The sequence below is a fragment of the Anabaena sp. CCY 9910 genome (assembly GCF_963920875.1).
GTDB classification, from domain to species: Bacteria; Cyanobacteriota; Cyanobacteriia; order Cyanobacteriales; family Nostocaceae; genus Trichormus; species Trichormus variabilis.
Window position 1 is genome coordinate 50,200 of the sequence record NZ_CAWUDJ010000006.1, and the last position, 23,696, is coordinate 73,895.

General features: G+C 40.8%; 29 protein-coding genes. 18 read left to right on the forward strand and 11 right to left on the reverse strand.

Annotation, left to right across the window (positions count from 1 at the left end):
• Positions 1-123: 123 nt before the first annotated feature.
• Complete coding sequence (locus tag ACM5QX_RS07145; protein ID WP_414752991.1) at positions 124-819, forward strand: conjugal transfer protein TrbI; 696 nt, start codon at positions 124-126, stop codon at positions 817-819.
• Here ACM5QX_RS07145 and ACM5QX_RS07150 read toward each other — a convergent pair whose 3' ends face one another.
• A complete protein-coding gene (locus ACM5QX_RS07150) occupies positions 820-975 on the reverse strand; it encodes a hypothetical protein (RefSeq protein WP_414752992.1) in 156 nt (51 codons plus the stop codon).
• A 179-nt stretch (positions 976-1,154) separates the two neighbouring features.
• Between ACM5QX_RS07150 and ACM5QX_RS07155 the strand changes: the two genes are divergently transcribed.
• Positions 1,155-2,399: an S-layer homology domain-containing protein gene (locus tag ACM5QX_RS07155; protein ID WP_414752993.1), complete on the forward strand. Its 1,245-nt coding sequence runs from the start codon at positions 1,155-1,157 to the stop codon at positions 2,397-2,399.
• Between the two features lie 48 nt (positions 2,400-2,447).
• Here ACM5QX_RS07155 and ACM5QX_RS07160 read toward each other — a convergent pair whose 3' ends face one another.
• Entirely contained in the window at positions 2,448-3,812 is a 1,365-nt protein-coding gene (locus ACM5QX_RS07160) for an ATP-binding protein (RefSeq protein WP_414752994.1), read from the reverse strand.
• A 280-nt stretch (positions 3,813-4,092) separates the two neighbouring features.
• Between ACM5QX_RS07160 and ACM5QX_RS07165 the strand changes: the two genes are divergently transcribed.
• A complete protein-coding gene (locus ACM5QX_RS07165; RefSeq protein ID WP_011318525.1) occupies positions 4,093-4,410 on the forward strand; it encodes a DUF3155 domain-containing protein in 318 nt (105 codons plus the stop codon).
• 522 nt (positions 4,411-4,932) lie between these two features.
• Here the strand turns inward: ACM5QX_RS07165 and ACM5QX_RS07170 are convergent.
• A complete protein-coding gene (locus tag ACM5QX_RS07170) occupies positions 4,933-5,463 on the reverse strand; it encodes a cofactor assembly of complex C subunit B (protein WP_011318526.1) in 531 nt (176 codons plus the stop codon).
• Between the two features lie 53 nt (positions 5,464-5,516).
• Positions 5,517-5,864: a PadR family transcriptional regulator gene (locus ACM5QX_RS07175; RefSeq protein WP_010998120.1), complete on the reverse strand. Its 348-nt coding sequence runs from the start codon at positions 5,862-5,864 to the stop codon at positions 5,517-5,519.
• A gap of 799 nt (positions 5,865-6,663) precedes the next feature.
• On the opposite strand from ACM5QX_RS07175, the gene ACM5QX_RS07180 reads away from it, so the two are divergent.
• The 9 genes from ACM5QX_RS07180 (at position 6,664) to rpsN (ending at position 13,338) form a co-directional block, all read left to right on the forward strand.
• Positions 6,664-7,242, forward strand: a complete 579-nt coding sequence (locus tag ACM5QX_RS07180; RefSeq protein WP_011318527.1) for a DUF3611 family protein — start codon at positions 6,664-6,666, stop codon at positions 7,240-7,242.
• A 100-nt stretch (positions 7,243-7,342) separates the two neighbouring features.
• The gene (gene serS, locus ACM5QX_RS07185) at positions 7,343-8,623 is read left to right on the forward strand and encodes a serine--tRNA ligase (RefSeq protein ID WP_414752995.1); all 1,281 of its coding nucleotides are present in this window, start codon (positions 7,343-7,345) and stop codon (positions 8,621-8,623) included.
• 150 nt (positions 8,624-8,773) lie between these two features.
• Positions 8,774-9,979 carry a hypothetical protein gene (locus tag ACM5QX_RS07190; protein ID WP_414752996.1) on the forward strand — a complete coding sequence of 402 codons (1,206 nt, stop codon included), beginning with the start codon at positions 8,774-8,776 and terminating at the stop codon, positions 9,977-9,979.
• A gap of 172 nt (positions 9,980-10,151) precedes the next feature.
• Complete coding sequence (locus ACM5QX_RS07195) at positions 10,152-10,325, forward strand: type II toxin-antitoxin system Phd/YefM family antitoxin (protein ID WP_414752997.1); 174 nt, start codon at positions 10,152-10,154, stop codon at positions 10,323-10,325.
• Between the two features lie 38 nt (positions 10,326-10,363).
• A complete protein-coding gene (locus ACM5QX_RS07200; RefSeq protein ID WP_414752998.1) occupies positions 10,364-10,585 on the forward strand; it encodes a hypothetical protein in 222 nt (73 codons plus the stop codon).
• Positions 10,573-10,914 (forward strand): type II toxin-antitoxin system VapC family toxin, encoded by a 342-nt coding sequence (locus ACM5QX_RS07205; RefSeq protein WP_414752999.1) that lies wholly within the window; start codon positions 10,573-10,575, stop codon positions 10,912-10,914. The genes ACM5QX_RS07200 and ACM5QX_RS07205 overlap by 13 nt, the downstream gene beginning before the upstream one ends.
• A 178-nt stretch (positions 10,915-11,092) precedes the next feature.
• A complete protein-coding gene (rseP, locus tag ACM5QX_RS07210; protein WP_414753000.1) occupies positions 11,093-12,187 on the forward strand; it encodes an RIP metalloprotease RseP in 1,095 nt (364 codons plus the stop codon).
• Complete coding sequence (nth, locus tag ACM5QX_RS07215) at positions 12,184-12,837, forward strand: endonuclease III (RefSeq protein ID WP_414753001.1); 654 nt, start codon at positions 12,184-12,186, stop codon at positions 12,835-12,837. Before rseP ends, nth begins: the two co-directional genes overlap by 4 nt.
• A 198-nt stretch (positions 12,838-13,035) precedes the next feature.
• On the forward strand, positions 13,036-13,338 hold the full coding sequence (rpsN, locus tag ACM5QX_RS07220; protein ID WP_190567578.1) for a 30S ribosomal protein S14: 303 nt from the start codon (positions 13,036-13,038) through the stop codon (positions 13,336-13,338).
• Positions 13,339-13,464: 126 nt separating this feature from the next.
• On the opposite strand, the gene ACM5QX_RS07225 is transcribed toward rpsN, so the two are convergent.
• Entirely contained in the window at positions 13,465-13,794 is a 330-nt protein-coding gene (locus tag ACM5QX_RS07225; RefSeq protein WP_011318537.1) for a hypothetical protein, read from the reverse strand.
• 107 nt (positions 13,795-13,901) lie between these two features.
• Here ACM5QX_RS07225 and aat point away from each other — a divergent pair, with 107 nt between their 5' ends.
• Complete coding sequence (gene aat, locus ACM5QX_RS07230) at positions 13,902-14,477, forward strand: leucyl/phenylalanyl-tRNA--protein transferase (protein ID WP_414753002.1); 576 nt, start codon at positions 13,902-13,904, stop codon at positions 14,475-14,477.
• Between the two features lie 136 nt (positions 14,478-14,613).
• Positions 14,614-14,853 carry a hypothetical protein gene (locus ACM5QX_RS07235; RefSeq protein WP_044522014.1) on the forward strand — a complete coding sequence of 80 codons (240 nt, stop codon included), beginning with the start codon at positions 14,614-14,616 and terminating at the stop codon, positions 14,851-14,853.
• A gap of 197 nt (positions 14,854-15,050) precedes the next feature.
• Here ACM5QX_RS07235 and ACM5QX_RS07240 read toward each other — a convergent pair whose 3' ends face one another.
• The gene (locus ACM5QX_RS07240; protein WP_414753003.1) at positions 15,051-15,908 is read right to left on the reverse strand and encodes a PD-(D/E)XK nuclease family protein; all 858 of its coding nucleotides are present in this window, start codon (positions 15,906-15,908) and stop codon (positions 15,051-15,053) included.
• Between the two features lie 105 nt (positions 15,909-16,013).
• On the opposite strand from ACM5QX_RS07240, the gene ACM5QX_RS07245 reads away from it, so the two are divergent.
• Together ACM5QX_RS07245 and ACM5QX_RS07250 are read left to right on the forward strand one after the other, a co-directional pair.
• Positions 16,014-17,441: a phosphoglucomutase/phosphomannomutase family protein gene (locus ACM5QX_RS07245; protein WP_414753004.1), complete on the forward strand. Its 1,428-nt coding sequence runs from the start codon at positions 16,014-16,016 to the stop codon at positions 17,439-17,441.
• Positions 17,442-17,501: 60 nt separating this feature from the next.
• Positions 17,502-17,774 (forward strand): LapA family protein, encoded by a 273-nt coding sequence (locus ACM5QX_RS07250; protein ID WP_414753097.1) that lies wholly within the window; start codon positions 17,502-17,504, stop codon positions 17,772-17,774.
• An 89-nt stretch (positions 17,775-17,863) separates the two neighbouring features.
• Here ACM5QX_RS07250 and ACM5QX_RS07255 read toward each other — a convergent pair whose 3' ends face one another.
• Positions 17,864-18,271: a hypothetical protein gene (locus tag ACM5QX_RS07255; RefSeq protein ID WP_414753005.1), complete on the reverse strand. Its 408-nt coding sequence runs from the start codon at positions 18,269-18,271 to the stop codon at positions 17,864-17,866.
• Complete coding sequence (locus tag ACM5QX_RS07260) at positions 18,271-19,242, reverse strand: hypothetical protein (protein WP_414753007.1); 972 nt, start codon at positions 19,240-19,242, stop codon at positions 18,271-18,273. Before ACM5QX_RS07260 ends, ACM5QX_RS07255 begins: the two co-directional genes overlap by 1 nt.
• A gap of 269 nt (positions 19,243-19,511) precedes the next feature.
• Between ACM5QX_RS07260 and ACM5QX_RS07265 the strand changes: the two genes are divergently transcribed.
• Entirely contained in the window at positions 19,512-19,679 is a 168-nt protein-coding gene (locus ACM5QX_RS07265; protein ID WP_414753008.1) for a type II toxin-antitoxin system HicB family antitoxin, read from the forward strand.
• A gap of 134 nt (positions 19,680-19,813) precedes the next feature.
• Here the strand turns inward: ACM5QX_RS07265 and ACM5QX_RS07270 are convergent, their stop codons facing one another.
• Both ACM5QX_RS07270 and ACM5QX_RS07275 read right to left on the reverse strand, forming a co-directional pair.
• Positions 19,814-20,494 (reverse strand): hypothetical protein, encoded by a 681-nt coding sequence (locus ACM5QX_RS07270; RefSeq protein ID WP_414753010.1) that lies wholly within the window; start codon positions 20,492-20,494, stop codon positions 19,814-19,816.
• A gap of 259 nt (positions 20,495-20,753) precedes the next feature.
• Positions 20,754-21,482 carry a Uma2 family endonuclease gene (locus ACM5QX_RS07275; protein WP_414753098.1) on the reverse strand — a complete coding sequence of 243 codons (729 nt, stop codon included), beginning with the start codon at positions 21,480-21,482 and terminating at the stop codon, positions 20,754-20,756.
• Positions 21,483-21,576: 94 nt separating this feature from the next.
• On the opposite strand from ACM5QX_RS07275, the gene ACM5QX_RS07280 reads away from it, so the two are divergent.
• The gene (locus tag ACM5QX_RS07280) at positions 21,577-21,894 is read left to right on the forward strand and encodes a hypothetical protein (protein WP_414753011.1); all 318 of its coding nucleotides are present in this window, start codon (positions 21,577-21,579) and stop codon (positions 21,892-21,894) included.
• Positions 21,895-21,915: 21 nt separating this feature from the next.
• Here ACM5QX_RS07280 and ndhD1 read toward each other — a convergent pair whose 3' ends face one another.
• Entirely contained in the window at positions 21,916-23,493 is a 1,578-nt protein-coding gene (ndhD1, locus tag ACM5QX_RS07285; RefSeq protein WP_011318549.1) for a photosynthetic/respiratory NAD(P)H-quinone oxidoreductase subunit D1, read from the reverse strand.
• Between the last annotated feature and the right edge of the window lie 203 nt (positions 23,494-23,696).

Genomic DNA, 23,696 nt, shown 5'->3' on the forward strand with positions numbered 1-23,696 from the left:
AATTCAAAAATAATAACCCCGCATCCCTGGGGAATATGCCCAAAGAACGGTTTAAACAGAGTAAGAAACAATCTCAGTAAAACCTCGTCAAGAAATACATAATCGCAGAAACCCAAAACTATTATGACTCGCTTGAATCACTGGAAATCTGGAGCTGCCGCACTCATGGCATTAACAGTCACAACAGGAACCGTTGCCCCCATGATTGCCTTTGCACCGGCTGCTAATGCCCAATTAATTGGTCAAACTCGGAGAGTTTCTATTCCTGCTGGAGTGACTTTTCCTGTTACCTACGATAAAGAGCAAGTAGTTGTTAGTCGTGGAGAAACTATATCTTTAACTCTAAAAATAGCTAACAATATTATCGACAATAACAGGAACGTTTTGATTCCTGCGGGAACTGAAGTTGTGGGACAACTAGAACCCGTATATTTCAACGGTAATTTCTCCCAAGACAGAAACGATCAAAGTAATGTCAGAGGTGTAAGGTTTGTCGCCAGAGAATTAATATTTCCTTCTGGTAATAGACAGTCAATCAGCGCCAATTCTCAAACTGTTACTAGACTAGAAAAAATTAGCAGAAATGACTCTGGCAAAATCTTAACTGATGCTGCTATTGGTGCAGGTGCTGCCACAGCAATTTCTTTGATTACAGGTAATCGCCGAATTGAAATTTTGGAACCTGTAGGTGGTGCAGCAGCAGGCGCTTTAGCTAGTGTATTACTACGCAAGAAAGAAGCTGAAGTCTTTGTGGTCAGACCCCAACAAGATTTGCGACTAGCCCTGAGTTCTAACTTGACAGTGGATGTTTTCCGCTAGTTAGTTTCCTGAAGATTGAATAGTGAATTTCATCATTCCTCTTTTAGCGATCGCCCCTTTAATTATATGTAGGCGATCGCTTAATTTTTGCTCCCAAAATTCATGTTTCAGGTACATCAGCCGTCCAATAAATGAAGATATAGACTGGCTAATCATAAATTACCAGTAATAGCACTATTCCTAAATATCTAATACTTGTGATATAGGTATTTTGATTATTTTTACTTGTGACGAACTCATCTATTTTTATACAGAAAAACAGAAACTTTTTAGTTATTAATACGGTCTAACTAATTAACAAGACAAACAAATAATTGAGTAGGTTAAGAAACTGTATGTTTAATTTAACTCGTTGGCAATCTGGCACATCTGCACTCATGGCTTTGAGCATCACAGCAGGGACTGTCGCACCTTTTTTAGTGGCATCTCCATCTTTCGCTCAAACTACTTTTTCTGATGTTTCCTCGAACTACTGGGCTGCACAGTTTATTCAACAATTGTCCCAACGAGGCATTATTGCTGGTTTCCCTGATGGTTCATTCCGTCCAGAAGAACCAGTAACTCGCGCTCAATTTGCGGCGATGGTCAATAAAGCTTTCCAAAAAGCACCAGAACGGCAAGCAATTAATTTTGTTGATGTCCCCAGCAACTATTGGGCATCTAGCGCCATTCGGCAAGCCTATACCATTGGTTTCCTCTCAGGATACCCCGGCAATCGTTTTGAGCCTAACCAAGCTATTCCCCGCCAGCAGGTTTTGGTTTCCCTCGCCAACGGTCTGGAATATATTCCCAGTGGTAACGTTGAAAGTACTCTGCAATACTTTAACGACGCTGTTAACGTTGCTGGCTATGCTCGTAGTCCCATAGCCGCCGCCACTGAGCAGAAAATCGTGGTGAATTATCCCAACGTCAACTTTTTAAACCCCACAGCAACAGCTACAAGGGCGCAAGTAGCAGCTTTTATCTATCAAGCGTTAGTTAGTTCTAATCAAGCCTCAGCAATCACCTCGCCCTATATTGTGGCTACTCAAGCTAATACTCCCAGAACACCTACTTCTGCGACCATTCCTCAAGGAACTGTGATTTCAGTGAAGTACGACAAGGCAGAGAAAATCCTCGTAACAAAGGATGAAACTGCACCTTTAACACTTACCGTAGACCAAAACGTAGTTACTCAAGCAGGTACTGTGGTAATTCCGGCTGGTAGCCAGGTAGTCGGTGAACTGAAGCCAGCTCAAGGCGGTTCCCAATTCGTGGCTCAAAAACTCATTTTAACTACAGGTCAAGAGTATCAACTGAATGCAACTTCAGAAGTCATTAACAAAACCGAAACTGTCAGAAAGGGTGCTAGCACAGGCACAATTATTCAGAATACCGTCCTGGGTGCAGGTGCAGCCGCCGCCGTCTCTGCTGTCACAGGCGATCGCGCGATCGCTACCGAAGAAGTTTTAGGCGGTGCGGCGATTGGCGGATTAATAGGCTTGTTTTTCGGCAGAAATAGTGTTGACTTAATCGCTATCGACCCAGACACCGATTTACAAATGACCATTAACCAAAGCCTACTGGTTTCATTGAGATAGTCAACCCCTGCTTGTAATTCGTCATTAATAATAACACTAATTTATTAATTACGAATTACTTTGACTCATCGGTAACCAAATAATAAACGTTGTTCCTGGTGTATTAGGTGAAGTTAATTTGGAGTTAATTGCCGGGCTGAAAATTTCAATTTCGCCCTGCATTTGCTCAATTAATTGTTTAGCGATCGCCAATCCTAAGCCTGTACCAGGAATTTCTGTTTGGGCTTGCACGCCTCGGTAATGTCTTTCACCTAAATGGGCTAAATCTTCTTGAGGAATACCAGGGCCATTATCACTAATAGCAATGCCTTGGAAATTCAGTTTTTCTTGCCCGGCTTGAATATAAATCTTGCCACCTTGGGGTGTGTATTTTAAAGCATTATCAATGATATTAGTCAACACTTCTTGCAAAGCTTTAATATTTACCCTCACTAATGGCAAATTTTGAGGAATATCTGCTTTCAACTTGATATGTCGGTCTTGAGCGATCGCTTTGGCTGACATGAGTAATGGTGTTAATAAATCAACTACGGCACAATCAGTTAATTGCTCTCCTGTTCCCGGTAATAATAACGCTGGTTTGGCTTCTTTTTGGACGGTGGCTTCGACAAATCCCTCTTTTTCTGGTAACACTAGCCTAGATAAATCTGCCTCTGTCCAATCAATGACTTGCTCAAATTTTTGTAGCAATTCTGTGAGGCGATCGCTCTCTCTCACAATATTCTCGCCCACATCTCGATTTGGATCACCAGGGCGCAATCTTTTCAGGAGAAGTTTACCAAAAGTCCGTAAAGCAGTTAAGGGATTCCGAAACTGATGTAATAAATTATCGAGTAAATCTTGCTGTTGTTCTTGCAGAATTTGTTGTTGATGCAATTGGTGTTGCAACCATGCTCGACGCTGATCCAAAATACAAGCGATCGCCAGTGTTTGTCCGACTTTCTGCACTTGGCTTTGCTCTTGTTCGTTCCAGGGGCGATCGTCTCTACTTGTTACCAATAATCCCATCATGACACCCTCATGCACCAGAGGTAAGACTATTTGGCGTTTATCTAACAAATAATCATCACCAAAAGGCGATGACGTTCCACCTACTGTAGGCGCTCTCCCCGACTCTGACGTTTCTTCGGCTGGCGCTACAGCCAATAATTTCCCCTGTTGTTGAGGTAGCAACAGCATATCACCCACTTGTAATTGTTTACGTGCATTCACCTCAGCAATCTCTTCTCCTGGCAGTATAACTGCTGTCTCTGGATAAGCAACCACAGGAATCAGTTTCGCCTCCCCTGTTGGCGACTCTATCAATTCTTGGGTTAGATAAACTACACTTAAAGAAGCTCCTAGCCCTTGGGTAAGTAGTGCTATTTGCTCTCGACATAGAGCCACAAAATCTGAACTGGCAGATATTAACATTTTTCAGCTCTTGCTCAGGATCACGGTTTTTGAGGGAAGATAAGAGAAGATACTTTATTTTCCTCAGTTATTTAATAAAGCTTAACTAAATCTTTCGAGTAATGGTTTTTCTCAAGGGGTTATGTACCAATTAGCTTTTGATTTATCTACCGTCAATAGTAATATCTTTGTTGTATCTAAAGTTTAAAAACTATTGATCTTTTGAACTAGAACTTATATAATTACGACGGATTTTGTAGCTATCACTACAATCTATAGCTTGAAAGAGGAGGAAAATAGGTTGGCAAGGAGACGTAAAAGAAAAAGTCGTCGTCGCCAGGAAGGACGACGTATTTTAGAACACGTACCTCAATACAGCATCGAAAGCGGTGAAGAGAAACCCGTGACAGCAGCCAGAAAATTTATTCAAGCTGAAGGTATCTTGCCACCGGCGTTGCTACTCGTAAAGCGAAACGAACACACTACAGACCGTTATTTTTGGGCAGAGAAAGGGCTGTTTGGCGCTCAATACGTCGAGGAAAATCATTTCTTGTTTCCCAGCCTGCGGGTACTTGAATCTCCCGCAGGGGCAGAACCAGTGGCGGTAGGCAGTCGCTGATTCATAGATGATAATCTTACGTGTTGAATACAGCTTCTGACAATCATTTAACTGGCAAAAGTGTGCAGTTTATGCAAAATTTCCATTTTTTTTAAGTTTGTCACTAACTTGCCAGTAGAGCTAGTCCAAGTAATTGGAGAATTAACCCTCATCAGACTAATTTGGTTTGCCTGGGTTGGCTAGTCTCATGATGCAGAAGAGAATCATGATAGAGCAGAAAACACCCAGAAGCGAGAGTTGAACTTTGCTCTCCTCCTGTGGATTTTTCAGAAAACTCTGTCAAGATACACGCTTTTCCCTGCGATTTGCGGTCGTAGGGAAAAAGAACACTAGTACAAAAGGCGATAGGTAAAAAGCAAAGGGCGAAACATAGAGTGATATCAATTCAAAATTTTGAAGGATTGATGGTGCTTTGTGTTTGATTATGTCATTTAGTACTAGTGATTCTCCCGATTTTTTCTCTTAAATATCCATTTCCCAAAAAATAGACATACAGTTTGCATCTACACACTCAACTACTAATTATTCATTAGGCTTTAAAGGTAGTGCTTTTTGTAGCTCAAGTAGTTCATCACGATGAGCAACAACGGTTATTTTACTAAATAATTGCGGCTGATTAGCCAAAGATTCTAGTTTCAGCACAACTTTTTCTAGCCTACCTGCTTTTTTCCAATAAAAAAGGCCACTCAAAGGCGCAAATAATACCAAGCCCAGAAAAATATTACCGAATCTAGGGAACAACAAAGCGAAAACCAAAGACAAACAGACTAGACCAGCAGATGCTAGCAGCGTGAGAAACACTGCTAAAAATATGCTGGGTTTCACGAACCCTTCAAAAGTCACTTGGTTTTTTTCATGGTCTACTTCTGCCACTCGGTAAGACCGAGAGCGAAAATACTCTTGTAATTGCGGCATTAAAACGCTTTCTTCTTGCTCGGAAATCAATTGCATCATTTCTGTACGGTCTTTAGTCGATGCCCGAATGAAGAAGAGCAAACCAACCGCCAGTAACAAGGTGAGTAAGAACGTTGATGGCAGAATAGCAGTATCCATAACTAAATTATTAATGTTTAACAGGAGGAGATTTATTCATTATTAATTATTGGTTAATTTGTCCTCACATAAATGTAATTTTGCCAAAGCCGGGCTAAATCTTCCGCTTGATGTTGCCATTCTGGAGAAACTTGGTACATTCGCCTGGGGCGACCTCTCCCTTCCAACTTCTTCCAATACCCAGTAATCGCCCTATTGTCTTCCAGAAATTTGATGGCACTATAAAGTACAGTATCTGAGAGCCGATAGGTAGGGTGTTCAGTTTCTAGTTGCTGAATTAATTCAGTTCCGTAGGATTCACCTTGTAGTAAAACATACAGAATGTAACAAATTGCTACTTCCTGGCAGAGGTAAGTCGGCGGAGGATTTTCAAAGAATTGATATATATCCTCAATTTTCATAAGTTCGTGGATGGCTAAAAGTATCACTTACGGTGGAAGCTACGGGTTTTTCATCAGTATAGGGCGCTACTTCCAAATAAGTAAGTATATAGCGCTACCTGGAGAAAATTTACCCAGTGTAAACAAGTAATGATGAACTACCCTGTGAACAGTAAAGTTCACAAGCAAAAGTTTGAGTCACGCAAAGAATTGCGCCTCTATCTAGCTCTAATTAGTGTTGTGAGGAGGTGCCTAGACAGTGGTTTTGCCACTATCTAGGTGTCAAGTAATGCCGAGATGGTTTAGAACTGCTGAAACGTAAGATGCTATCGAAGAAATTTTACAGGTAAAATGCCGTTTTGTCTGTAACTCTGTAAAAGTTAATAAATAGTTTATTTGGTAATGATTGCATTGCTGAAGGTAAATCTGTGTTTATCAAACTCTTACACCAGTACGAATAAAAAAGCTGCTAGGGGCTAAATAGAGGATTTTCTGCTTATGCAGATGGCTTTACAGTCCCTCGGTTCACAGCATTGTTTACTCCTTTGGGTTTGCTAATTACAGTAAAAACCCACAAGCAAATATTAAAAATAACAGGGTGAGGAAATATGAGAAAAATAACTTTTAAATAGTGTTTTTTTCCTCCGTAGGCAGCATTTTTTTACACCAATAGTTTACTGGTGGAACACGTGTGATTTTAAAAACTAACAAATTTTTGGCACAGTATGGCAGAAATAAAGATAGTATTTTAAGCAGCACACAGCCAAGATTGTGGATGTTTTATTTGCATTTTGTACTAGCCAGTTGGTGAGCAAGCAGTATGTCACGAAACCCCGATGCTCCATCATCTTCTTCTAATCTCCGGACAATTGCCCAGACGTTCCGTATGACAGGCTGGATTAGTTTCTGGATTCAGCTAGTACTAGGCGTTATTTCTGGCATTATTGTGCTATTGTTTGGCATCTTTAGCCAAAGGGCAGGTAGCCCTAATAATAATCCTGGCACTGGCTTTGGGGTGTTTTTAGCGATTTGTGGATTGGTAGTGCTGGGTGGAGGTATTTATTTAGCCTTCCGTTACACCAGAATTGGGAATCAATTGCTATCCTCTAACCCTAGTAATCGTCCTCGGAAAGTGGAGACAGTGCAAGTATTACGTTTAGGACTGTGGATAAATTTAGGCGGGACTCTGGTGACATTGTTGGGAGCGCAGGCGATCGTGGGTACACTAGTAGCTAGGTCAATATCTCCCCAAGCTGTCACTACCCAATTATTTGACCCTACCCGCATCATTAGTGGTCTAGATATGTTGGTAGTTCAGGCGAACATCAATACAGTCTCAGCCCACTTTGCTGGACTGGTTAGCTCATTGTGGCTACTCAATCGCATCAACAAATCTTAAACGAGATTTTTGTATTTGCCTTTCCTGTCATGGCAAGACAAAATCGGTATATGCTGATGTGTTGGCAAGAAGATACTAGGCGAAAGATTGAGAAAAATTTGTGCTGGATATTAAGCAAATAAGGGAAAATCCCCAACTAATTCAGGAACGGTTGAATAGCCGCAGTGGTACCTATGACATTCAACCTATATTACAGTTAGATAAGCAACAACGGGAGTTGGAAGCGACCCGCAGTCAAATCCAAGCCCGGAGTAATGAAATTGGTAAAATTGTCGGACAGAAGATTAAGTCGGGTATTAATCCTCAAGACCCAGAAATTCAAGCTTTGCGGGATGAGGGAAACTCCATTAAAGCCCAATTGAGTGAACTAGAACCAAGAGAAAAAGAACTCAAGGCTGAAATTGAGCAACTTATACTCGCACTCCCTAATTTACCCAGTGACTCTACACCGATAGGTAAAGGTGAGGAAGAAAATGTAGAGGTAAGGCGTTGGGGTGATGAATATCTACCCCAGAACCCAAATATTATCCCACATTGGGAAATCGGCGAAAAACTGGGTATTCTCAATTTTGAGCGTGCTGTCAAAGTTGCCCAAAGTCGCTTTGTCAACTTGATAGGTGCTGGTGCAGCGTTGGAGAGGGCATTAATTAACTTTATGCTGAAAACGCAAACCGCAGCTGGCTATGTAGAAGTTAGTCCACCCTTGTTAGTCAATACCGATTCTTTAACAGGAACAGGTCAATTACCGAAGTTTGCGGAAGAAAGCTTTAAGTGTGCTGATGATGAATTGTGGTTAATTCCCACAGCAGAAGTTCCTGTTACTAACCTTTATCGGGGTGAAATTCTGGCGGCGGAAAATTTACCCATTTATCACTGTGCTTATACTCCCTGTTTTCGTCGGGAAGCAGGAAGTTATGGACGAGATATGCGGGGTTTAATTCGCCTGCATCAATTCAATAAAGTAGAGTTGGTAAAAGTCGTTCATCCCAGCACTTCTTTTGATGAATTAGAAAAATTGGTGGGGAATGCCGAAGCAATTTTACAAGCTTTAAAATTACCTTACCGGGTGATCAATCTCTGTACAAGTGATTTAGGTTTTGGGTCAACGAAAACCTATGATTTAGAAGTATGGCTACCATCTTCTGGCAAGTATCGAGAAATTTCTAGTTGTTCTAATTGCTTTGATTTCCAAGCGCGGCGAGCCGACATTCGCTTTAAGGAAGCCGGTAAAAAAGGTACGCAGTTTGTCCATACACTCAACGGTTCTGGCTTGGCTGTGGGGCGAACTATGGCAGCTATTTTGGAGAATTATCAGCAACCAGATGGCACAATTTTGATACCAGAAGTGTTGCAACCTTTCTTGGGAAGAGAAGTGTTGTAAAACTGATACAAAGCACTCTCAAGTTTTCAGATTTGGCATAATTTCTTACGAAGAATCTCCATATAATCACTTCTCTAAGAGTGATTATATGGAGATATTGATACACTACAACGGTATATAGTTATAATTCCCAGCCATCATTAAATGCGGATGATGCTTAAACAAGATTACTTTGCAAATAGACTAGGCGATATTTATCAATACTCAAGAATACCGTATAAATGTGGTGAAGGCAAATCTGATCAAAATACAAAGTATTTTTGGGAGCTATGTATAGATGCTTCTGGAAACATCATTTTCGTATTACATGAAAAAGAACCTCTTCAGAATTTTGCAAATTTATCTCCTATTCAGTCTTTTTCTGGGATATCTAATGATGAAATATGGGAGATTGAATGTACCCATCTTCATTTTCTAGCTCAGACAGGAGAACTACCTAACAGACTAACTTCGTTCTATCTTCCAGATTACATTTTTTTAAAGAAAAAAGAGCAAGAAACTAAGCATTTAACTCTAGCAAAAGCTTATTTCAGTAATTTCATCTTTTCTCCGCTTGATTGCGAGCGAGGATTCTTTGTTAAGATTAAGGGGAAAGAACTATGCTTTCAGATGCTGGAGAATAATAAGCAACTTGTTGACCTAATTAATATTCAGAGAATAAACAATGCAATTCTTTCTCAAGTTAGCATTCCTATTAATAAATATGAAAACATTGATGCTATTAAAGAAGAAATTATATCGATAAGTTGGTTTTTAAGTTTTCTTAATCTAAATTTAAACTTCACTCCGTTGATTGAATATTATGCGGATAATGAAGTTATGCAGTATTCCATAGAAAATACAGTTAAGAATCCTTTTGGCAGAAATTATATCATTGATAATTTTCGTATTAATGGAGGTATACCAAAAGCATTTAATGATTGTTATGAAATTTACAAAGTCTTGCAACCAAAGATAGACATCAATACTTGTATTGGATTTTTAGCAGAAATAAACCAACAGAAATATATTGATATTAAACTGGCAACAATGATCATGGCTTATGAGTATATTACATTCAAGTACTTATTGAATAAAGAATTAACTCAAGATAATATCGGAGACAATATTCAAAAGAAATTATATCAATTAAATAAGTATCTCCGTTTTATTCCCAGCGAAATGATGAAAGATAATTTGCGAGATTCAGTTCGCAATCCACTATTTCATCAAGGTAGAATTACCCTATTAACGTTAAGTGAAAAGATAGATTTATTCAAGAAATATTATGACTTACTGATACAAATTATTTTAAGAATTCTTAGTTATAATGGAGAGTATATTTCTAGAGTAACTCACAACCCTTCTCAACTTTAAAAACGCTACCCAACAAGTCTCTGCATCTTCACATTTGAGTGAAAAAAATTAAGCCAAAGATAAACAATGTATGAATTTATACAAAATATCCGCGAAGTAACTGAAATGTGCTTTGATAATTAGATTATGAAATTTTAAAATAGATAGTAGAGATTAATAGTAAGGTTGACGGATGATGATTCCAATTAACGAAGCTCAAAAACAGTTACAGGATTTAATTGATTCCGTGAATCAGTCACATAAACCCATTGTTATTGCAGGAAAAAGTGGCAATGCAATTTTGTCATCTGAATCAGACTGGTCATCTGTACAGGAAACCCTATATAAGCGATCGCCTAAACTATAATTTAAGAAAGCGCAAAGGTTAATAAAACCCTGATTGCCATGTTAAAAAGTTACGAAGCGATTTATGAAAATGGTCAAATAAAGTGGATATCAGAACAGCCTCAAGTTAATACTGCCCGTGTCATTGTTACCTTTATAGAAGAAACTTTACCATCAAAGAAACGCCGCACTGCCCCTGGATCTATTGCAGGCAAAGGTAAAACATTAGGGGATATTGTCAGTCCTATAGTTGATGAAGAAGACTGGGAATGTCTGAAGTAATAGTCCTCGATACTCATATTTGGTTCTGGTTGATTAATCAAGAATTTCAAAGATTTCCTACTCAGTGGAGAGAAGCTATCGAAACGGCTGAACAAGTAGGCATTTCGGTTATTTCTTGTTATGAAATTGCACTGGCACAGCAGCGAGGAAGGCTACAGTTACCCTGTGCCGCTAATCAATGGTTTCAGGAAGCTTTGCAGCCAGCAGATATTACATTATTTACCTTAACTCCCGAAATTGTCTGCCGTGCTGTAGATTTATCTCCTATTCACAAAGATCCGTTTGACCGCCTGATTATTGCTACTACATTGGAATATCAAGCAAAGTAAGCCAGTGTTGATAGTTTGTTCTCTCAGTATCCTGAACTTGATACCCATTTGATGAAGTAGTGGGCGCTCAGTCTAACTTAGGCATAATTTCCTACTGTAGGATGCTTTGAGTCTCTGCATCCGTTACCTAACTACTACAATAAAAATATATATCGGAATATTTTGATTAATTTGCTTTATGTCAGTTTTAGCAGCGATCGCAGTCTTGGCGGTATTAATCTTGGTACACGAGTTGGGGCATTTTGTCGCCGCGCGTTCTCAAGGTATTCATGTGAACCGCTTTTCGTTAGGGTTTGGGCCTGTTTTGTGGAAGTACCAAGGTGCGGAAACTGAGTATGCTATCAGGGCTTTTCCCTTGGGTGGATTTGTCGGCTTTCCCGATGATGACCCCGATAGCGATATTCCCCCCAACGACCCGAATTTGCTGCGTAACCGTCCCATTTTAGATCGGGCGATCGTTATCAGTGCAGGTGTCATCGCTAATTTAATTTTTGCTTATATGCTGCTGGTAGCCCAGGTGGGCTTTGTTGGTATTGGACAAGCCAGTCAGCCAGGGGTTTCCATCCAACAGTTAGCGCCAGAAGTGAGTGCTGTTGCTACCAACGCTGGACTGAAACCAGGAGATGTAATTCTCTCCGCTAATCAAAAAGAGTTTGGCACTTCCCTACAGGAAATTGAAGCTTTAAGAGACATCATTAAAAATAACCCTGGTAAGTCTATTCAACTCCAAGTTGCCCGTGGAGACGAAAGGCTATCAGTTAATGTTATCCCCGAAGCAAAACCAGCCGGGGGAAGTATTGGTATTGGTCTGGCACCTAACGGCAAAGTAGAACGCCGGCCAGTTAGTCTGGACAAAGCTTTCAGCGTTGGCGCTAGCGAATTTCAACGCATCGTTATCATGACTTTTAAAGGCTTTGGACAACTAATTACTAATTTTGGTGAAACAGCCGGTCAAGTTGCAGGCCCCATCAAAATTGTGGAAATTGGCGCTAACATTGCTCAAAACGATACAGCTAGTTTGTTCTTCTTTGCTGCTTTAATTAGCATCAACTTAGCAATCATCAATATTTTGCCGCTTCCTGCTTTGGACGGTGGACAACTAGCATTTTTACTGATTGAAGGTTTGCGAGGGAAGCCTTTACCCAACCGCATTCAAGAAGGTGTAATGCAGACTGGTCTAGTATTACTCTTAGGACTAGGAATTTTTCTGATTGTGAAAGAAACCACCCAGTTAACTACCCAATTGGAGTGGGTGCAGAAATTGTTCCAGTGAGTACTACTACCCGTAAATCACCTTCTAAAAAGCAACGGGCGTTAGAAATTCTCTCTCGCCTGAAGCGTCTTTATCCCGATGCCACCTGCTCCTTAAATTACACCACAACAGTACAGTTGCTGGTGGCAACTATTCTCTCAGCCCAGTGTACGGATGAGCGAGTCAATCTAGTTACACCAGCTTTATTTAGCCGCTTTCCTGATGCGCCTAGTCTAGCGAATGCGGATTTAACAGAGTTAGAAAACTTGGTACGTTCCACAGGGTTTTATCGCAATAAAGCCAAAAATATTCAAGCCGCCTGTCGCATGATTGTTAGTGAGTATAACTCTGTGGTTCCCAACACAATGGAACAGTTGCTTAAACTGCCTGGTGTGGCGAGAAAAACGGCAAATGTGGTTTTAGCTCATGCCTATGGTATCAATGCTGGGGTGACAGTAGATACCCATGTGAAGCGTCTCAGCCAACGCCTGGGTTTAACTAAATATCCAGACCCTGTTCACATTGAACAAGATTTAATGAAATTACTGCCCCAACCCGATTGGGAAAATTGGTCAATTCGGCTAATTTATCACGGTCGTGCTGTGTGTAAAGCCCGTTCTCCTATATGCGAGGCTTGCGAATTGGCGGATTTATGCCCATCTAAGGGATAGATGAATATGGGGCTTACTCAATTCGAGTTTTCGCTGTGGCAGGGTGTAGGGGTGTAGGGGTGTAGGGGTGTAAGGGTTGAATACCTAATATCCATACACTCCCATACCCCCATACCCATAATTTCATATATAAATAGAGGCGATTAGCCTTTAGTAAATGTAGAATGGAAAATGCTGTCAAAATTGTTGAATTAATTTATGGCAAAAAAGAGTATGATTGAGCGCGAGAAAAAACGCGCTAAGTTGGTAGAAAAGTATTCTGCAAAGCGGGAAGCGCTCTTAGACGAGTTCAGAACTACAGAATCTCCTCTAGAGAAGTTAGAAATTCACCGACAAATCCAACAGCTACCCCGTAACAGTGCGCCTAATCGTCGCCGTAACCGTTGCTGGGTAACTGGTCGTCCTAGAGGTGTTTATCGTGACTTTGGGCTATCTCGGAACGTCCTGCGGGAATGGGCGCACGAAGGTCTTTTACCCGGAGTTGTTAAGTCTAGCTGGTAGTCAACGGTCAACAGTGAGATAGTGCGTTCCTGTCGCCTTGCGTCGGAAAGCAACTATCGAACCCGTAAGGGTCAACAGTCAACAGTTTCATACTATTGACTATAGACTTTTGACTATAGACTGGCTTTATTGCCCACAGCAATGGTCTATACCTAGACTCTCTAAGAGTAGATCGCTGACGGCGTTGGCGATCGCAAACTCTCCATAAAAGCTTTTAGAAAAATCAAAGGCCTGCATCTCTGTGACAATAGCAATCACCAGAGAACCAAGGTCATTCTCGCCTTCCATCCTTTGGCGAACAAAGATTTGTGCTGCACGTTGAGCAATCTTTTGATTGACGGCTTCGGGAATAAATTCTCTATCGAGCCAGCTTAGTAAAGACTCTTGCAACCATTGACCTTCGAGGTTAGGATTTGCGGCCGGTGGTAGGGTGATAGGTGGTATCGGTTGTGTCATCTGTTTTTCACCGCAGAGGAATATTATGGAGAGTGCAGAGGAGCGCCAGTTATGAGTAACAACATCAGAGCGCGTTCCTCTGATATTTTTTATTTGTAGTTTTATCTATGCAATATGATATCGCCTCTATTATTCAAGGCTACGCTCAAGGCTATTTTCTCATGGCTGATGACAGTGATTGCCTGGGATGGTATGGAAGCCGCGATCGCACTTTGATTCCCTTAGATGAGCGATTTCGCTATCCTAAGTCTTTACAGCGTGTTTTAAACCAAGAAAGGTTTACAGTGGCAATTAACCGCGATTTTGCAGCTGTAGTCGCTGGTTGTGCTAACAGAGAAAGCACTTGGATTTCTCAGGAATTGCAAGAAATTTACTGGCTACTACACCAGACAGGTTACGCCTACAGTTTTGAAACATGGCAAGGTGAAGAACTAGCAGGCGGGATTTTAGGTATTGTCATTGGCGGTGCTTTTATAGGTGAATCGATGTTTTACCGCATTCCCGAAGGCTCTAAAGTAGCGATGGTGAAATTAGTAGAAAGATTACGCCAAAGGGAATTTGTCATGTTTGACGCGCAAATGATGAATCCCCACCTAGAAAGATTTGGCGCTTACCGTATTCAAGATAAAGAATATAAAACCCTACTAGAAAAAGCACTGCTAAGTTCTACTACTCTAATTTAGCTGAACTAAGGTGAATTCACCAATTACCAATTACCAATTACCCATTACCCCTGTACTTTTTTCTACGCTTTTGGGTGGATGAATGACTCTGTACGGTTAAGTAGAAATTAATTATAAACTTACGGAGGGTGAATCAATGACTACAGGTAATGGACATTCTCAAGAACCTATTAGCAACTTAGAGTATGACTTTCTCACCGTGCTGCAAAATAAGGCGGAAGCAGTCAGAGCTTATGAAACTTACATAGAAGATGCACAAGCTGCTAACTCTCAACCTTGTGTAGATTTATTCCAAAAACTTCGTCAGTCTGAGATTGAGCAAGCACAAGAAATTCGCCATCATCTGCAAGAAGTAATGCAGCACGGTAAGATGTAAAATTCAATGATAATAGGTAATAGGTAATAGGTGAATTATCTATTACTTATTACTATTAATAAAAATTAGTAGGGTTGGCAATGCCCACCTTATCAATATCAATTTTCTATGAAGTTGCATCAAATAAATGATGCAGAGACGTTGTATACAAAGTCTCTACAGTACAGAATAAAGTGCATTTTAATCGAGAAACGTTATCAGCTATTGGTTTTAATGATTGGTAATGATTGAACTTGAGACGCTTGAACTGAAAAATCACAAATGGATTGAAATGGACAAAAACGACAGTGATAACCAGGATTGGGTGGAAATATTTCGCTGAAGTCTCTAGTTTCTTCTTGATATTTTTGTACGTCGTCTTGGTGTTTTTTGGCTATATTTATTAACTCAATTTTCAAATCTTCTAATTCATTTTTTTTAAGGCTAATTAACTCTGATTCTTGGCAGAGTTCTAAATTATAAAATGAGGCGACAGCTTCTTTACCTGGGTAAAGGTAATTAGCAGCTAATAAATAAACGAAAGCTTGTCTTTTATCAAAAGCTGCTTTACCAGTTTTAAAATCTAGAATATGCAGGGTGTGATGGTTATCAGATTCGATAAAAACACAATCCATCGCTGCATATAAACGAAAACGATCATCTTTCTGTTCAATTAAAATTGGCTTGGGAAAACCTTCATCGCCACGAGTCAATTGCAGAATTTTTTTACCTAATAATAACGGTGCATTGTAGTATTTTTTCAAAATTTGCAGCACCCGTTGTTGAACTTGCATTGTGGAGTTACTTAGTTTCAATAACTGTGCCACTTGTTCAACTCCATCGGAACGGGTTAACAAATGTCGATTATGATGAAACTCATAAACACCTTTTTGGGCTAGTATCCCAATGCGCTGAGGTGGAGTAGCATTCCCTAGCAGTGCTTTGACTTGTGGTTCGTTTTGACGCGCCTTGATAAACCCCCGTCTCATCTGGCAATGCCAACGTTCTTGCCCCACAGCAGGGGCAACTAAAGACCAGAGGTGATAACTAACAAAAAGTCGATCGGGGGTTGACATTGGTCAAGAGCAGTGAGAAAAAATACGGTGAAGGATGCTTGCGACTACGCACGCTTTGCGGGAAGCTTCCTATAGTGGTCAAATAGATGGGGGACAGTAGCAAACATGAGCGCTAGTAGCAATTCCAGCAAGATAAAATTTGGTACTGATGGATGGAGAGGCATTATTGCCGATGATTTCACTTTTCCCAATGTGCGAAAAGTGACAAGAGCGATCGCCAGCTATCTGGAAACAGCCTACACGAAAGATAGACCAGTTCTGATTGCCTACGATACTCGTTTTTTAGCTGATCAGTTTGCCCAGACAGCAGCTCAAGTCTTGGCTGACTTGGGCTGGAATGTCAAAATCACTGATCGAGATTGCCCCACACCAGTAATTGCCTATAATGCCCGTCACCTGAATTCGGCTGGGGCATTGATGTTTACGGCTAGTCATAATCCAGCACCTTATTGTGGAATTAAATATATCCCTGATTATGCTGGGCCTGCCACTCCAGAAATTACTGATACTATTGTGGCAAATATTGAAAGTGCATCGGATGAATTGCCAAGTGGCAAGCCATCGGGGTCAATTTCTACTTTTGATCCCAAACCAGACTATCTCCAGTTTATTTACACATTGTTAGATGTAGAAAAAATTAAAAGCGCCCAACTTAAAGTCAAGTATGATGCGTTATATTCTACATCCCGTGGCTATTTAGATGAAGTATTGCTAGAAAGTGGCACTCAATTAGAAAGTTTCCACACTTGGCGGGATGTCCTATTTGGCGGGGGAATGCCTGAACCAAAAGGAGAACAGCTAGTGGAATTAGTCGAAGCTGTCCGCCGAGATCATGCAGATTTGGGACTAGCGACAGATGGCGACAGCGATCGCTTTGGTATTGTAGATGAGTTAGGTAACGTCCTCACCCCCAATACTGTGCTGTTAGTCCTGGCGCGTCATTTAATCAAAAACAAAGGTAAAACAGGCGCTATTGTCCGCACTGTGGCAACAACTCACCTACTAGATAATTTCGCCGCTAAATACGGCTTGACGATTTATGAGACAGCCGTAGGTTTTAAATACATTGGGGAAAAAATGCGGGAAACCGCCGTACTGATTGGTGGTGAAGAATCAGGCGGTTTAAGCATAATTGGGCATATTCCCGAAAAAGATGGTGTTTTAGCTGATATGCTGATTGCCGAAGCGATCGCCTATGAAGGTAAGCCCCTGAGTCAACTGGTGAAGGAAGCGATCGCCGAAGCTGATGGCCCCTTATATAACAACCGTCTTGACTTACACTTAACAGAAGCCCATAAAGTCGCCGTCATCGACTCCTTTACAAAAAATCCTCCTTCCGAGATAGCCGGGATTAAAGTTAAGGAAGTCGGACGTAAGGACGGGATTAAGCTGTATTTAGAAGAAGGTAGCTGGGTGTTATTGCGTCCCTCTGGTACAGAACCTTTGGTACGTGTTTACCTAGAAACCAACTCTCCTGAAAAACTCAGCAAACTAGAGCAAGAGTTGGAGAGTGCGATCGCTAAGTTAGGATAAGAATCTCAACCGCAGATGAACACAGGCGTTCATCTGCGTGTACTTGTGGTTCGTGGTTTTATGAAAACTTTGGCACCTTTTTTCACATCTTTAGTTGTAGCAGTTTGGGTAGTGGCGATCGCCATTCTTTCTGTCCAAAATTTCGAGCCAGTATCGTTAAAATTCTTAACATTCCAATCAATTAAAATCCCATTTGGTATAGTGCTGGCGTTTAGTGCTGGTGTGGGATTTGTTGGTGTGGCTATTCTACAACCCCTCTGGAGTCTTTCCGGTTCGAGTAACTCCCGTTTAGAAGAAGACGCAGAATTTTTCGTTGATGATGAAGATTTTTGATGATTAAAAAAATAGTGTAGAGATACATATAAACATTTGCATCTCTACACAATCGATAGCAATAAGTTTTAATTAATAGATTTACAAAATTAAAATGTCCATTCGTGGTTAGGATCATTTAGGGCAGCACGAACAGAAGCCAAATTTGCAAGGTCTTTAAATGGGCTAGATTTAGCTATATCTGTGATTGAATTTAGGGCAAGAGCTAGTTGTTCATTATTACCGGATGCGATCGCACTATCAACGACAGCAAATAATGAACGAAAATTCTCTGCACGTTCATCAAAAGAGCGATCTAAATAAGCCATCAGCAACTCTCGCTGGGCATTAATTTCGGTAATCGTTTCTCTTTCCCAAGCGTCTATTTCTCGTCGCTTGGTCTGTTCTTCTTGGGCAATTATTAGGTAATCAGTGTAAGCTGTTACCATTTGCTGTAAGCATTCAGCAGGATTTATAAATTCCTTAAAAACTTCTGTGGTAAATTTCTTTGCTGGCATTACTGATTGCCTCCAAGAGTACGATATTTAGCTTGGATAGTCGCAGTAACAGGATTTAGTTGCCCTTCACTATCTAGAACAGGAGTTTTCATAATTTCGGCTAATGCTTTCACTAAAAGCCCTACTTGTTGAAATTTACTAGCATCTCTGTTGCGATCAAATGGTTGAGACTCTAACTCATCTAGATAGAATACTGCGCGACTATTTAACTCTTCTACCAATTTACTTAACTCAGTAATTCGCCGCCTGACTTTCCCCAAAAAATCCCTAGCTGCTTCAAGTTTGGCAATTTCAGTATTAACTTTAGCCTCATACTCACGCGCCTTTGTTAAAGCCTCCTCACCTTTACCAGCAATTACAAAACCACTAACGGCTAAAGCTGGCCCAACTGTAATGCCACCTAGTACAAAAGTTCCAACAAACATACCACCCCCACCTGCTGTCAATGCTCCACCACCCAGCCATGCTAAAGTTGCATTCCAAGCTGCTGCTCCACTAAGTCCTGATATTGCTGCTCCTGTGCTTGCCACCCCTACAGAAGTAGCAAGACTTGTTGCAGCCTGTCCAGCAGCAGCACCCGTAATAACTGCTTGAACACCACCTTTAACGAACTGTTCTGCTTCTATCGCATCAGCTTTGTATTGCTCTATCTGCTGAACTGATATTCCGTCCAAACCTTCTAAAAATTTCAGATCCTGCGATGAACGCTGACCAAGTTGCTCAATAACAGTAACAAATCGACCTATTGTATTGATTTTGGTATTGAACTGAAGTTGACCATACTCTTCAGCCAATTTATTAGTAGCTTCCCAGTCTGTTTTTAATCGATTAACAGCAGACTCATGAAGCTTTTGAGAACGGCTCCCAATATTATTTGCCTCTTTCATATTACTAACGCCTTCAGTGCCTTTGACAGCACCGTAAGCAGCAGTGCCTAAAGCAATCGCACCAAGGATAAATGGAATTGGCATTAAATACTCCTGATTGTGATTAGTGGTCAGTGGGTCTCGTTCTACGCATTAAATCATCAAATAAAGGCAATGCCTTATACATATATATCCCTAAGTAACAACCTTGCTAACATTCAGGTAGCAAAAAATTTTAGGAAACCAAGAATTTAAGTATTTTTAGCATTTAAACTACTTTTATGGTTGTATATTCAATAAAGTGCAGTGAATCAGCGATCGCACTCCTATAAAAGCTAAAATAATGAAGCGCAGTCTTGTAAAAATTATCAGTAATGAAAATTAAAGCAGTTATCTGGCAAGAGGATGATGTATGGTGTGGTTCTGTACCAGCTTTACCAGGATGTCACACTTGGGGAGATAGCTACGAACACCTATTAGAAATGCTACAAGATGCGATTCAGTGCTGGCTAGAAGTGGCTAGTCAAGGGCAAAAAATATAGAGTAAACTGCTTTGTCCTGATCATACAGAATAAGTCATATTGGTGGCGATCGCCTAAATTCTGTGTAAAGCGATCGCACTCACTAAATATACAGCTTGATGAATCTGTATGAATCTCAACAATAGCCAATTCTGTTAGCTATGGGTTAATTGTAACTTGAGATAATCGATAAAATCTAGCAGTTCTGTTTCAGAAAGTTGATAGCGCGATCGCTTGCCATACTTTTGCTGTAAAAATTCCCTGCCCTGCTCTGGACTCCAATTTAATTGAGATAAATATGTATCAGTTTGAGCGATGAAACCTTCACGATGCTTAGATGACGTAAAATCTTGATTAACATTTTGAATATTATTAATTTTTAGACTAACTTTATGCCCTAAAGCTTGCCAATCTGTTTCTTTATGTCCATCCCAGCTAACACCTACAGCACGGTAAGTTAGTGGATTATAGATTGTACAAAATACAATTGTTTTATCCCCAGGACTAACAGCAATGGTTAGAGGGTGACGTAATTGCTCGCAGGTCAAAACATCAAGTGAAAGTAACAAACTTTTAGCAAAGTAAGATTCGCTTCCCGAACGTACAACATACGGCTTATCTGCCAAAATATGTAAGTCAGTTTTTTCCTTTTCTCCATGAGAAGTTTCGACTTTTTTATCAATTTCAATTCCTGTAATTAAGCCTGTCAAAGCTTTGTCATAAATGGGAATTGGCTTTGTATCATCTGAAAGCGTATACCAACAGTGATCATGTTCTTTACTAACAAAAACATACTGAGGCTTGGGGATAGAGCCGAACCCTAATTTTACATTCATACCTGATTTAAATAAATGTGTCGTCAAGCGCTGATCTTGTTATTTATATAGTTCCCCACTTATCAAATCAATTAACATGAAATATATTGCGTTAGCCAACTTAATCGAAGTAGATTATGGTCAAATTAAAACTCACGCATAGATAAAACCTGATGCGTGAGTATAGGCTTACTTGAAGCATTTGACCATGAAATTATTAAATGCGATGTTCTACTAACGACAAAAGGTCATAACCGAAAACAATCCATTTACAGTTTTTTTAATTTCCAGCCATTGTTTCTGGCTCAAAACCCAAAGTTTTTAATCTTTCTGTCAAAATATGGACTTGTTCTTCTGCTTCTAAACGTCGCTGTGCTTCAAAATTTGCCCTTTGTTCTGCATCCCAAATACGTTCCTCTGGGGTAAGCAACCTTTCCCCTTTTTCGTTATACCAATACAACCACTCCCGCGCTATACCTTGATAAATGCCACGTTCTCTTCCAATTCCTAAACCAATTTCTGGTAGCCAAATTGGATCTCCTGACATGAGGATATATTCCCCATCTTCTAACCGATACACTTCCAGAGGAGATTTCTTGCGTCGAAAAGGGTTGTACACAACGTAGTACAAAATTCCTAATTCTTTTGCATAGAGTTCTTTTTTGCTGCTATATTCTCCTAAATGCTTGGGGGAAGCAACCTCCACCACTAAAACAGGTAGCTTTTGTTCTTCCCACAATACATAACTCAGGCGTAAGTCCCCATCAATAAAACGCTTAACCTCTATGCTGAGAAAACCATCTGGTACAATGGCGGATTTTTTAGGGTCATAGTATATGCCCATATTTACACCAAAGTACCAATCCCAACGATCTGACCACACTAAAGCTAGTGTTGACTTTAACAAGCTAGGAATTAAATCTTGTAGTTCATTATCCACAGGCGTATCATCAGAATCGGGTAACTCTTCAGACGATGGTAAACAGTGTAACGGGTTGTAGTTTAACATAAGTCGCATTACCTATTCCTAATTTTCTATAGGATTGATTATCAAAAACAAATTGATTTATTTTCTAATTGTCTTTGTGATATGGGACTAATACTTGATTTTTGAAATATACGTATGGGAGCCACTGCGCCCTTACGGGTTTCCCGGCTTAGCGCAAGTGGCGTTGGGTAATGCCCACCAAAACCATGAGCCGGTGGGTATTGCCCACTTTACAGATACTGAAAATTTTATGTGCAAGTGCAGGCTACGCCAACAGAAATCGAATCGGATTCCTATAGAGATTTTAGAGTTAGCTTCGGCACTCAAGTGTGTTAATAAATTTAAATTATTTATCAACAGTAATGTCTACAACAATACTTCCTTGCGTGGTAAAAAAAGAGCAGGTACACAACCCGCTCCTTCAAGAATATAAGTAGAAATGATGAAGCACCAGTTAATTACCAATTACTGGCGCACTTAAGGAAACTTTTGGTGCTTCTGGTTTTTCCTGTGCCAAAGTGGGTACAGAATCACGTAATCTTGCTGTCAGCTGTACAGTTGTAGCGTCGTACATCTGAGTTAGTAGCTTGGGATAGAAACCAATACCAATAATTGGCACTAGTAGACAAGCAATGACAAATACTTCGCGGGGTTCAGCATCTATGAGTTGCTGATGAGAAACTAATTCTTCGTTTTCTTTACCGTAGAAAATTTCCCGCAGCATTGACAGAAGATAAATTGGAGTTAAAATCACCCCAACTGCCATGAGAAATACCACGATGACCTTAAATGTAGAGCTATAAGCATCGCTGGTAGCAAAGCCGACGAATACCATTAACTCTGCCACGAAACCACTCATTCCGGGCAATGCTAAAGATGCCATCGAACAAGCGGTGAACATAGCGAAAATCTTGGGCATCCGCTTACCGACACCGCCCATCTCATCTAACATCAGGGTGTGTGTCCGGTCATAAGTTGCACCGACGAGGAAGAATAAACTCGCCCCGATTAAACCGTGGGAAACCATTTGTAACACTGCTCCACTCAAACCCAAATCGGTAAAGGAGGCAAACCCGATAATCACAAAACCCATGTGGGAAATTGAGGAGTAGGCAATCTTGCGCTTGAGGTTACGCTGGGCAAAGGATGTGAGGGCAGCGTAGATGATGTTAACTACCCCCAAGACAACCAGCACAGGTGCGAAATAAGCATGGGCATCGGGTAAAATGCCAGCGTTCATCCGAATCAGGGCATAACCACCCATTTTCAGCAGAATACCTGCCAGTAACATATGCGCGGGGGCTGTAGCTTCGCCGTGGGCATCTGGCAACCAAGTATGTAGGGGAATGATGGGTAATTTGATGGCGTAGGCAATCAGGAAGCCAGCATATAGCAACAATTGGAAATTTAAGGCGTAATCTTTGAGGGCGAGCGATCGCATATCAAAGGTGACATTATCGCCATAAAAGGCCATTGTCAAAGCGGCTAATAAAATAAACAGCGAACCACCAGCCGTGTACAAAATAAACTTGGTGGCTGCGTACTGCCGCTTTTTACCTCCCCAAATTGCCAGCAGCAAGTAAACGGGGATTAACTCCAACTCCCACACCAGGAAAAACAGTAGGAGATCCTGAACGGCAAATACGGCGATTTGACCGCCATACATAGCCAGGAGCAAAAAGTAAAATAGCCTGGGCTTTAAGGTCACAGGCCAGGCTGCTAAGGTGGCTAGGGTGGTGATGAATCCAGTCAAAATAATCAGGGGCATAGACAAGCCGTCTGCGCCCACAGACCAGTTCAAATCCAGTTGCGGTACCCAAGGGTAACTCTCCACCAACTGTAAATCGGGATTGGCGAAGTCGTAACTGGTATAAAACGCGTAAACAATCAGGGCAAAATCAATCAACCCTACGATGAGGGCATACCAACGGATGGTTTTGCCGTCTTTATCGGGAATGATGGGAATCAGTAGTGACGCGGCTATCGGTAGTAAAATAATCGTCGTCAGCCACGGAAAATTAGCTGTATTCATCACAATTCTTCTGCTATTAAATTCATGTTTGCCAATAAGCCACTAGCTTATTAACTAGCAGCTTTTTGACGATTTGGCATTGATTGTTAGGTTGATTTAAACAACATAAAGAAAGATGAAGGCGGGTTAAGCTATACCCGGTCCTTCATCCCCATACAATATACTTCTTGCCCAATCATTAACCGTTTAGTTAGCAGAAGTTT

Bases quoted from the DNA above. Each gene is read 5' to 3' on its own strand.
- ACM5QX_RS07150 (WP_414752992.1), bottom strand. From the start codon at position 975: ATGATTAGCCAGTCTATATCTTCATTTATTGGACGGCTGATGTACCTG.
- ACM5QX_RS07250 (WP_414753097.1), top strand. From the start codon at position 17,502: ATGAAAACTTTGGCACCTTTTTTCACATCTTTAGTTGTAGCAGTTTGG.
- ACM5QX_RS07180 (WP_011318527.1), top strand. From the start codon at position 6,664: ATGTCACGAAACCCCGATGCTCCATCATCTTCTTCTAATCTCCGGACA.
- ACM5QX_RS07260 (WP_414753007.1), bottom strand. From the start codon at position 19,242: ATGCCAATTCCATTTATCCTTGGTGCGATTGCTTTAGGCACTGCTGCT.
- ACM5QX_RS07155 (WP_414752993.1), top strand. From the start codon at position 1,155: ATGTTTAATTTAACTCGTTGGCAATCTGGCACATCTGCACTCATGGCT.
- ACM5QX_RS07240 (WP_414753003.1), bottom strand. From the start codon at position 15,908: ATGTCAACCCCCGATCGACTTTTTGTTAGTTATCACCTCTGGTCTTTA.
- ACM5QX_RS07255 (WP_414753005.1), bottom strand. From the start codon at position 18,271: ATGCCAGCAAAGAAATTTACCACAGAAGTTTTTAAGGAATTTATAAAT.
- ACM5QX_RS07265 (WP_414753008.1), top strand. From the start codon at position 19,512: ATGAAAATTAAAGCAGTTATCTGGCAAGAGGATGATGTATGGTGTGGT.
- ACM5QX_RS07235 (WP_044522014.1), top strand. From the start codon at position 14,614: ATGACTACAGGTAATGGACATTCTCAAGAACCTATTAGCAACTTAGAG.
- ACM5QX_RS07270 (WP_414753010.1), bottom strand. From the start codon at position 20,494: ATGAATGTAAAATTAGGGTTCGGCTCTATCCCCAAGCCTCAGTATGTT.
- ACM5QX_RS07160 (WP_414752994.1), bottom strand. From the start codon at position 3,812: ATGTTAATATCTGCCAGTTCAGATTTTGTGGCTCTATGTCGAGAGCAA.
- ACM5QX_RS07205 (WP_414752999.1), top strand. From the start codon at position 10,573: ATGTCTGAAGTAATAGTCCTCGATACTCATATTTGGTTCTGGTTGATT.
- rpsN (WP_190567578.1), top strand. From the start codon at position 13,036: ATGGCAAAAAAGAGTATGATTGAGCGCGAGAAAAAACGCGCTAAGTTG.
- ACM5QX_RS07225 (WP_011318537.1), bottom strand. From the start codon at position 13,794: ATGACACAACCGATACCACCTATCACCCTACCACCGGCCGCAAATCCT.
- aat (WP_414753002.1), top strand. From the start codon at position 13,902: ATGCAATATGATATCGCCTCTATTATTCAAGGCTACGCTCAAGGCTAT.
- rseP (WP_414753000.1), top strand. From the start codon at position 11,093: ATGTCAGTTTTAGCAGCGATCGCAGTCTTGGCGGTATTAATCTTGGTA.
- ACM5QX_RS07200 (WP_414752998.1), top strand. From the start codon at position 10,364: ATGTTAAAAAGTTACGAAGCGATTTATGAAAATGGTCAAATAAAGTGG.
- ACM5QX_RS07175 (WP_010998120.1), bottom strand. From the start codon at position 5,864: ATGAAAATTGAGGATATATATCAATTCTTTGAAAATCCTCCGCCGACT.
- ACM5QX_RS07245 (WP_414753004.1), top strand. From the start codon at position 16,014: ATGAGCGCTAGTAGCAATTCCAGCAAGATAAAATTTGGTACTGATGGA.
- ACM5QX_RS07190 (WP_414752996.1), top strand. From the start codon at position 8,774: ATGATGCTTAAACAAGATTACTTTGCAAATAGACTAGGCGATATTTAT.
- ndhD1 (WP_011318549.1), bottom strand. From the start codon at position 23,493: ATGAATACAGCTAATTTTCCGTGGCTGACGACGATTATTTTACTACCG.
- ACM5QX_RS07275 (WP_414753098.1), bottom strand. From the start codon at position 21,482: ATGTTAAACTACAACCCGTTACACTGTTTACCATCGTCTGAAGAGTTA.
- ACM5QX_RS07195 (WP_414752997.1), top strand. From the start codon at position 10,152: ATGATGATTCCAATTAACGAAGCTCAAAAACAGTTACAGGATTTAATT.
- ACM5QX_RS07170 (WP_011318526.1), bottom strand. From the start codon at position 5,463: ATGGATACTGCTATTCTGCCATCAACGTTCTTACTCACCTTGTTACTG.
- ACM5QX_RS07145 (WP_414752991.1), top strand. From the start codon at position 124: ATGACTCGCTTGAATCACTGGAAATCTGGAGCTGCCGCACTCATGGCA.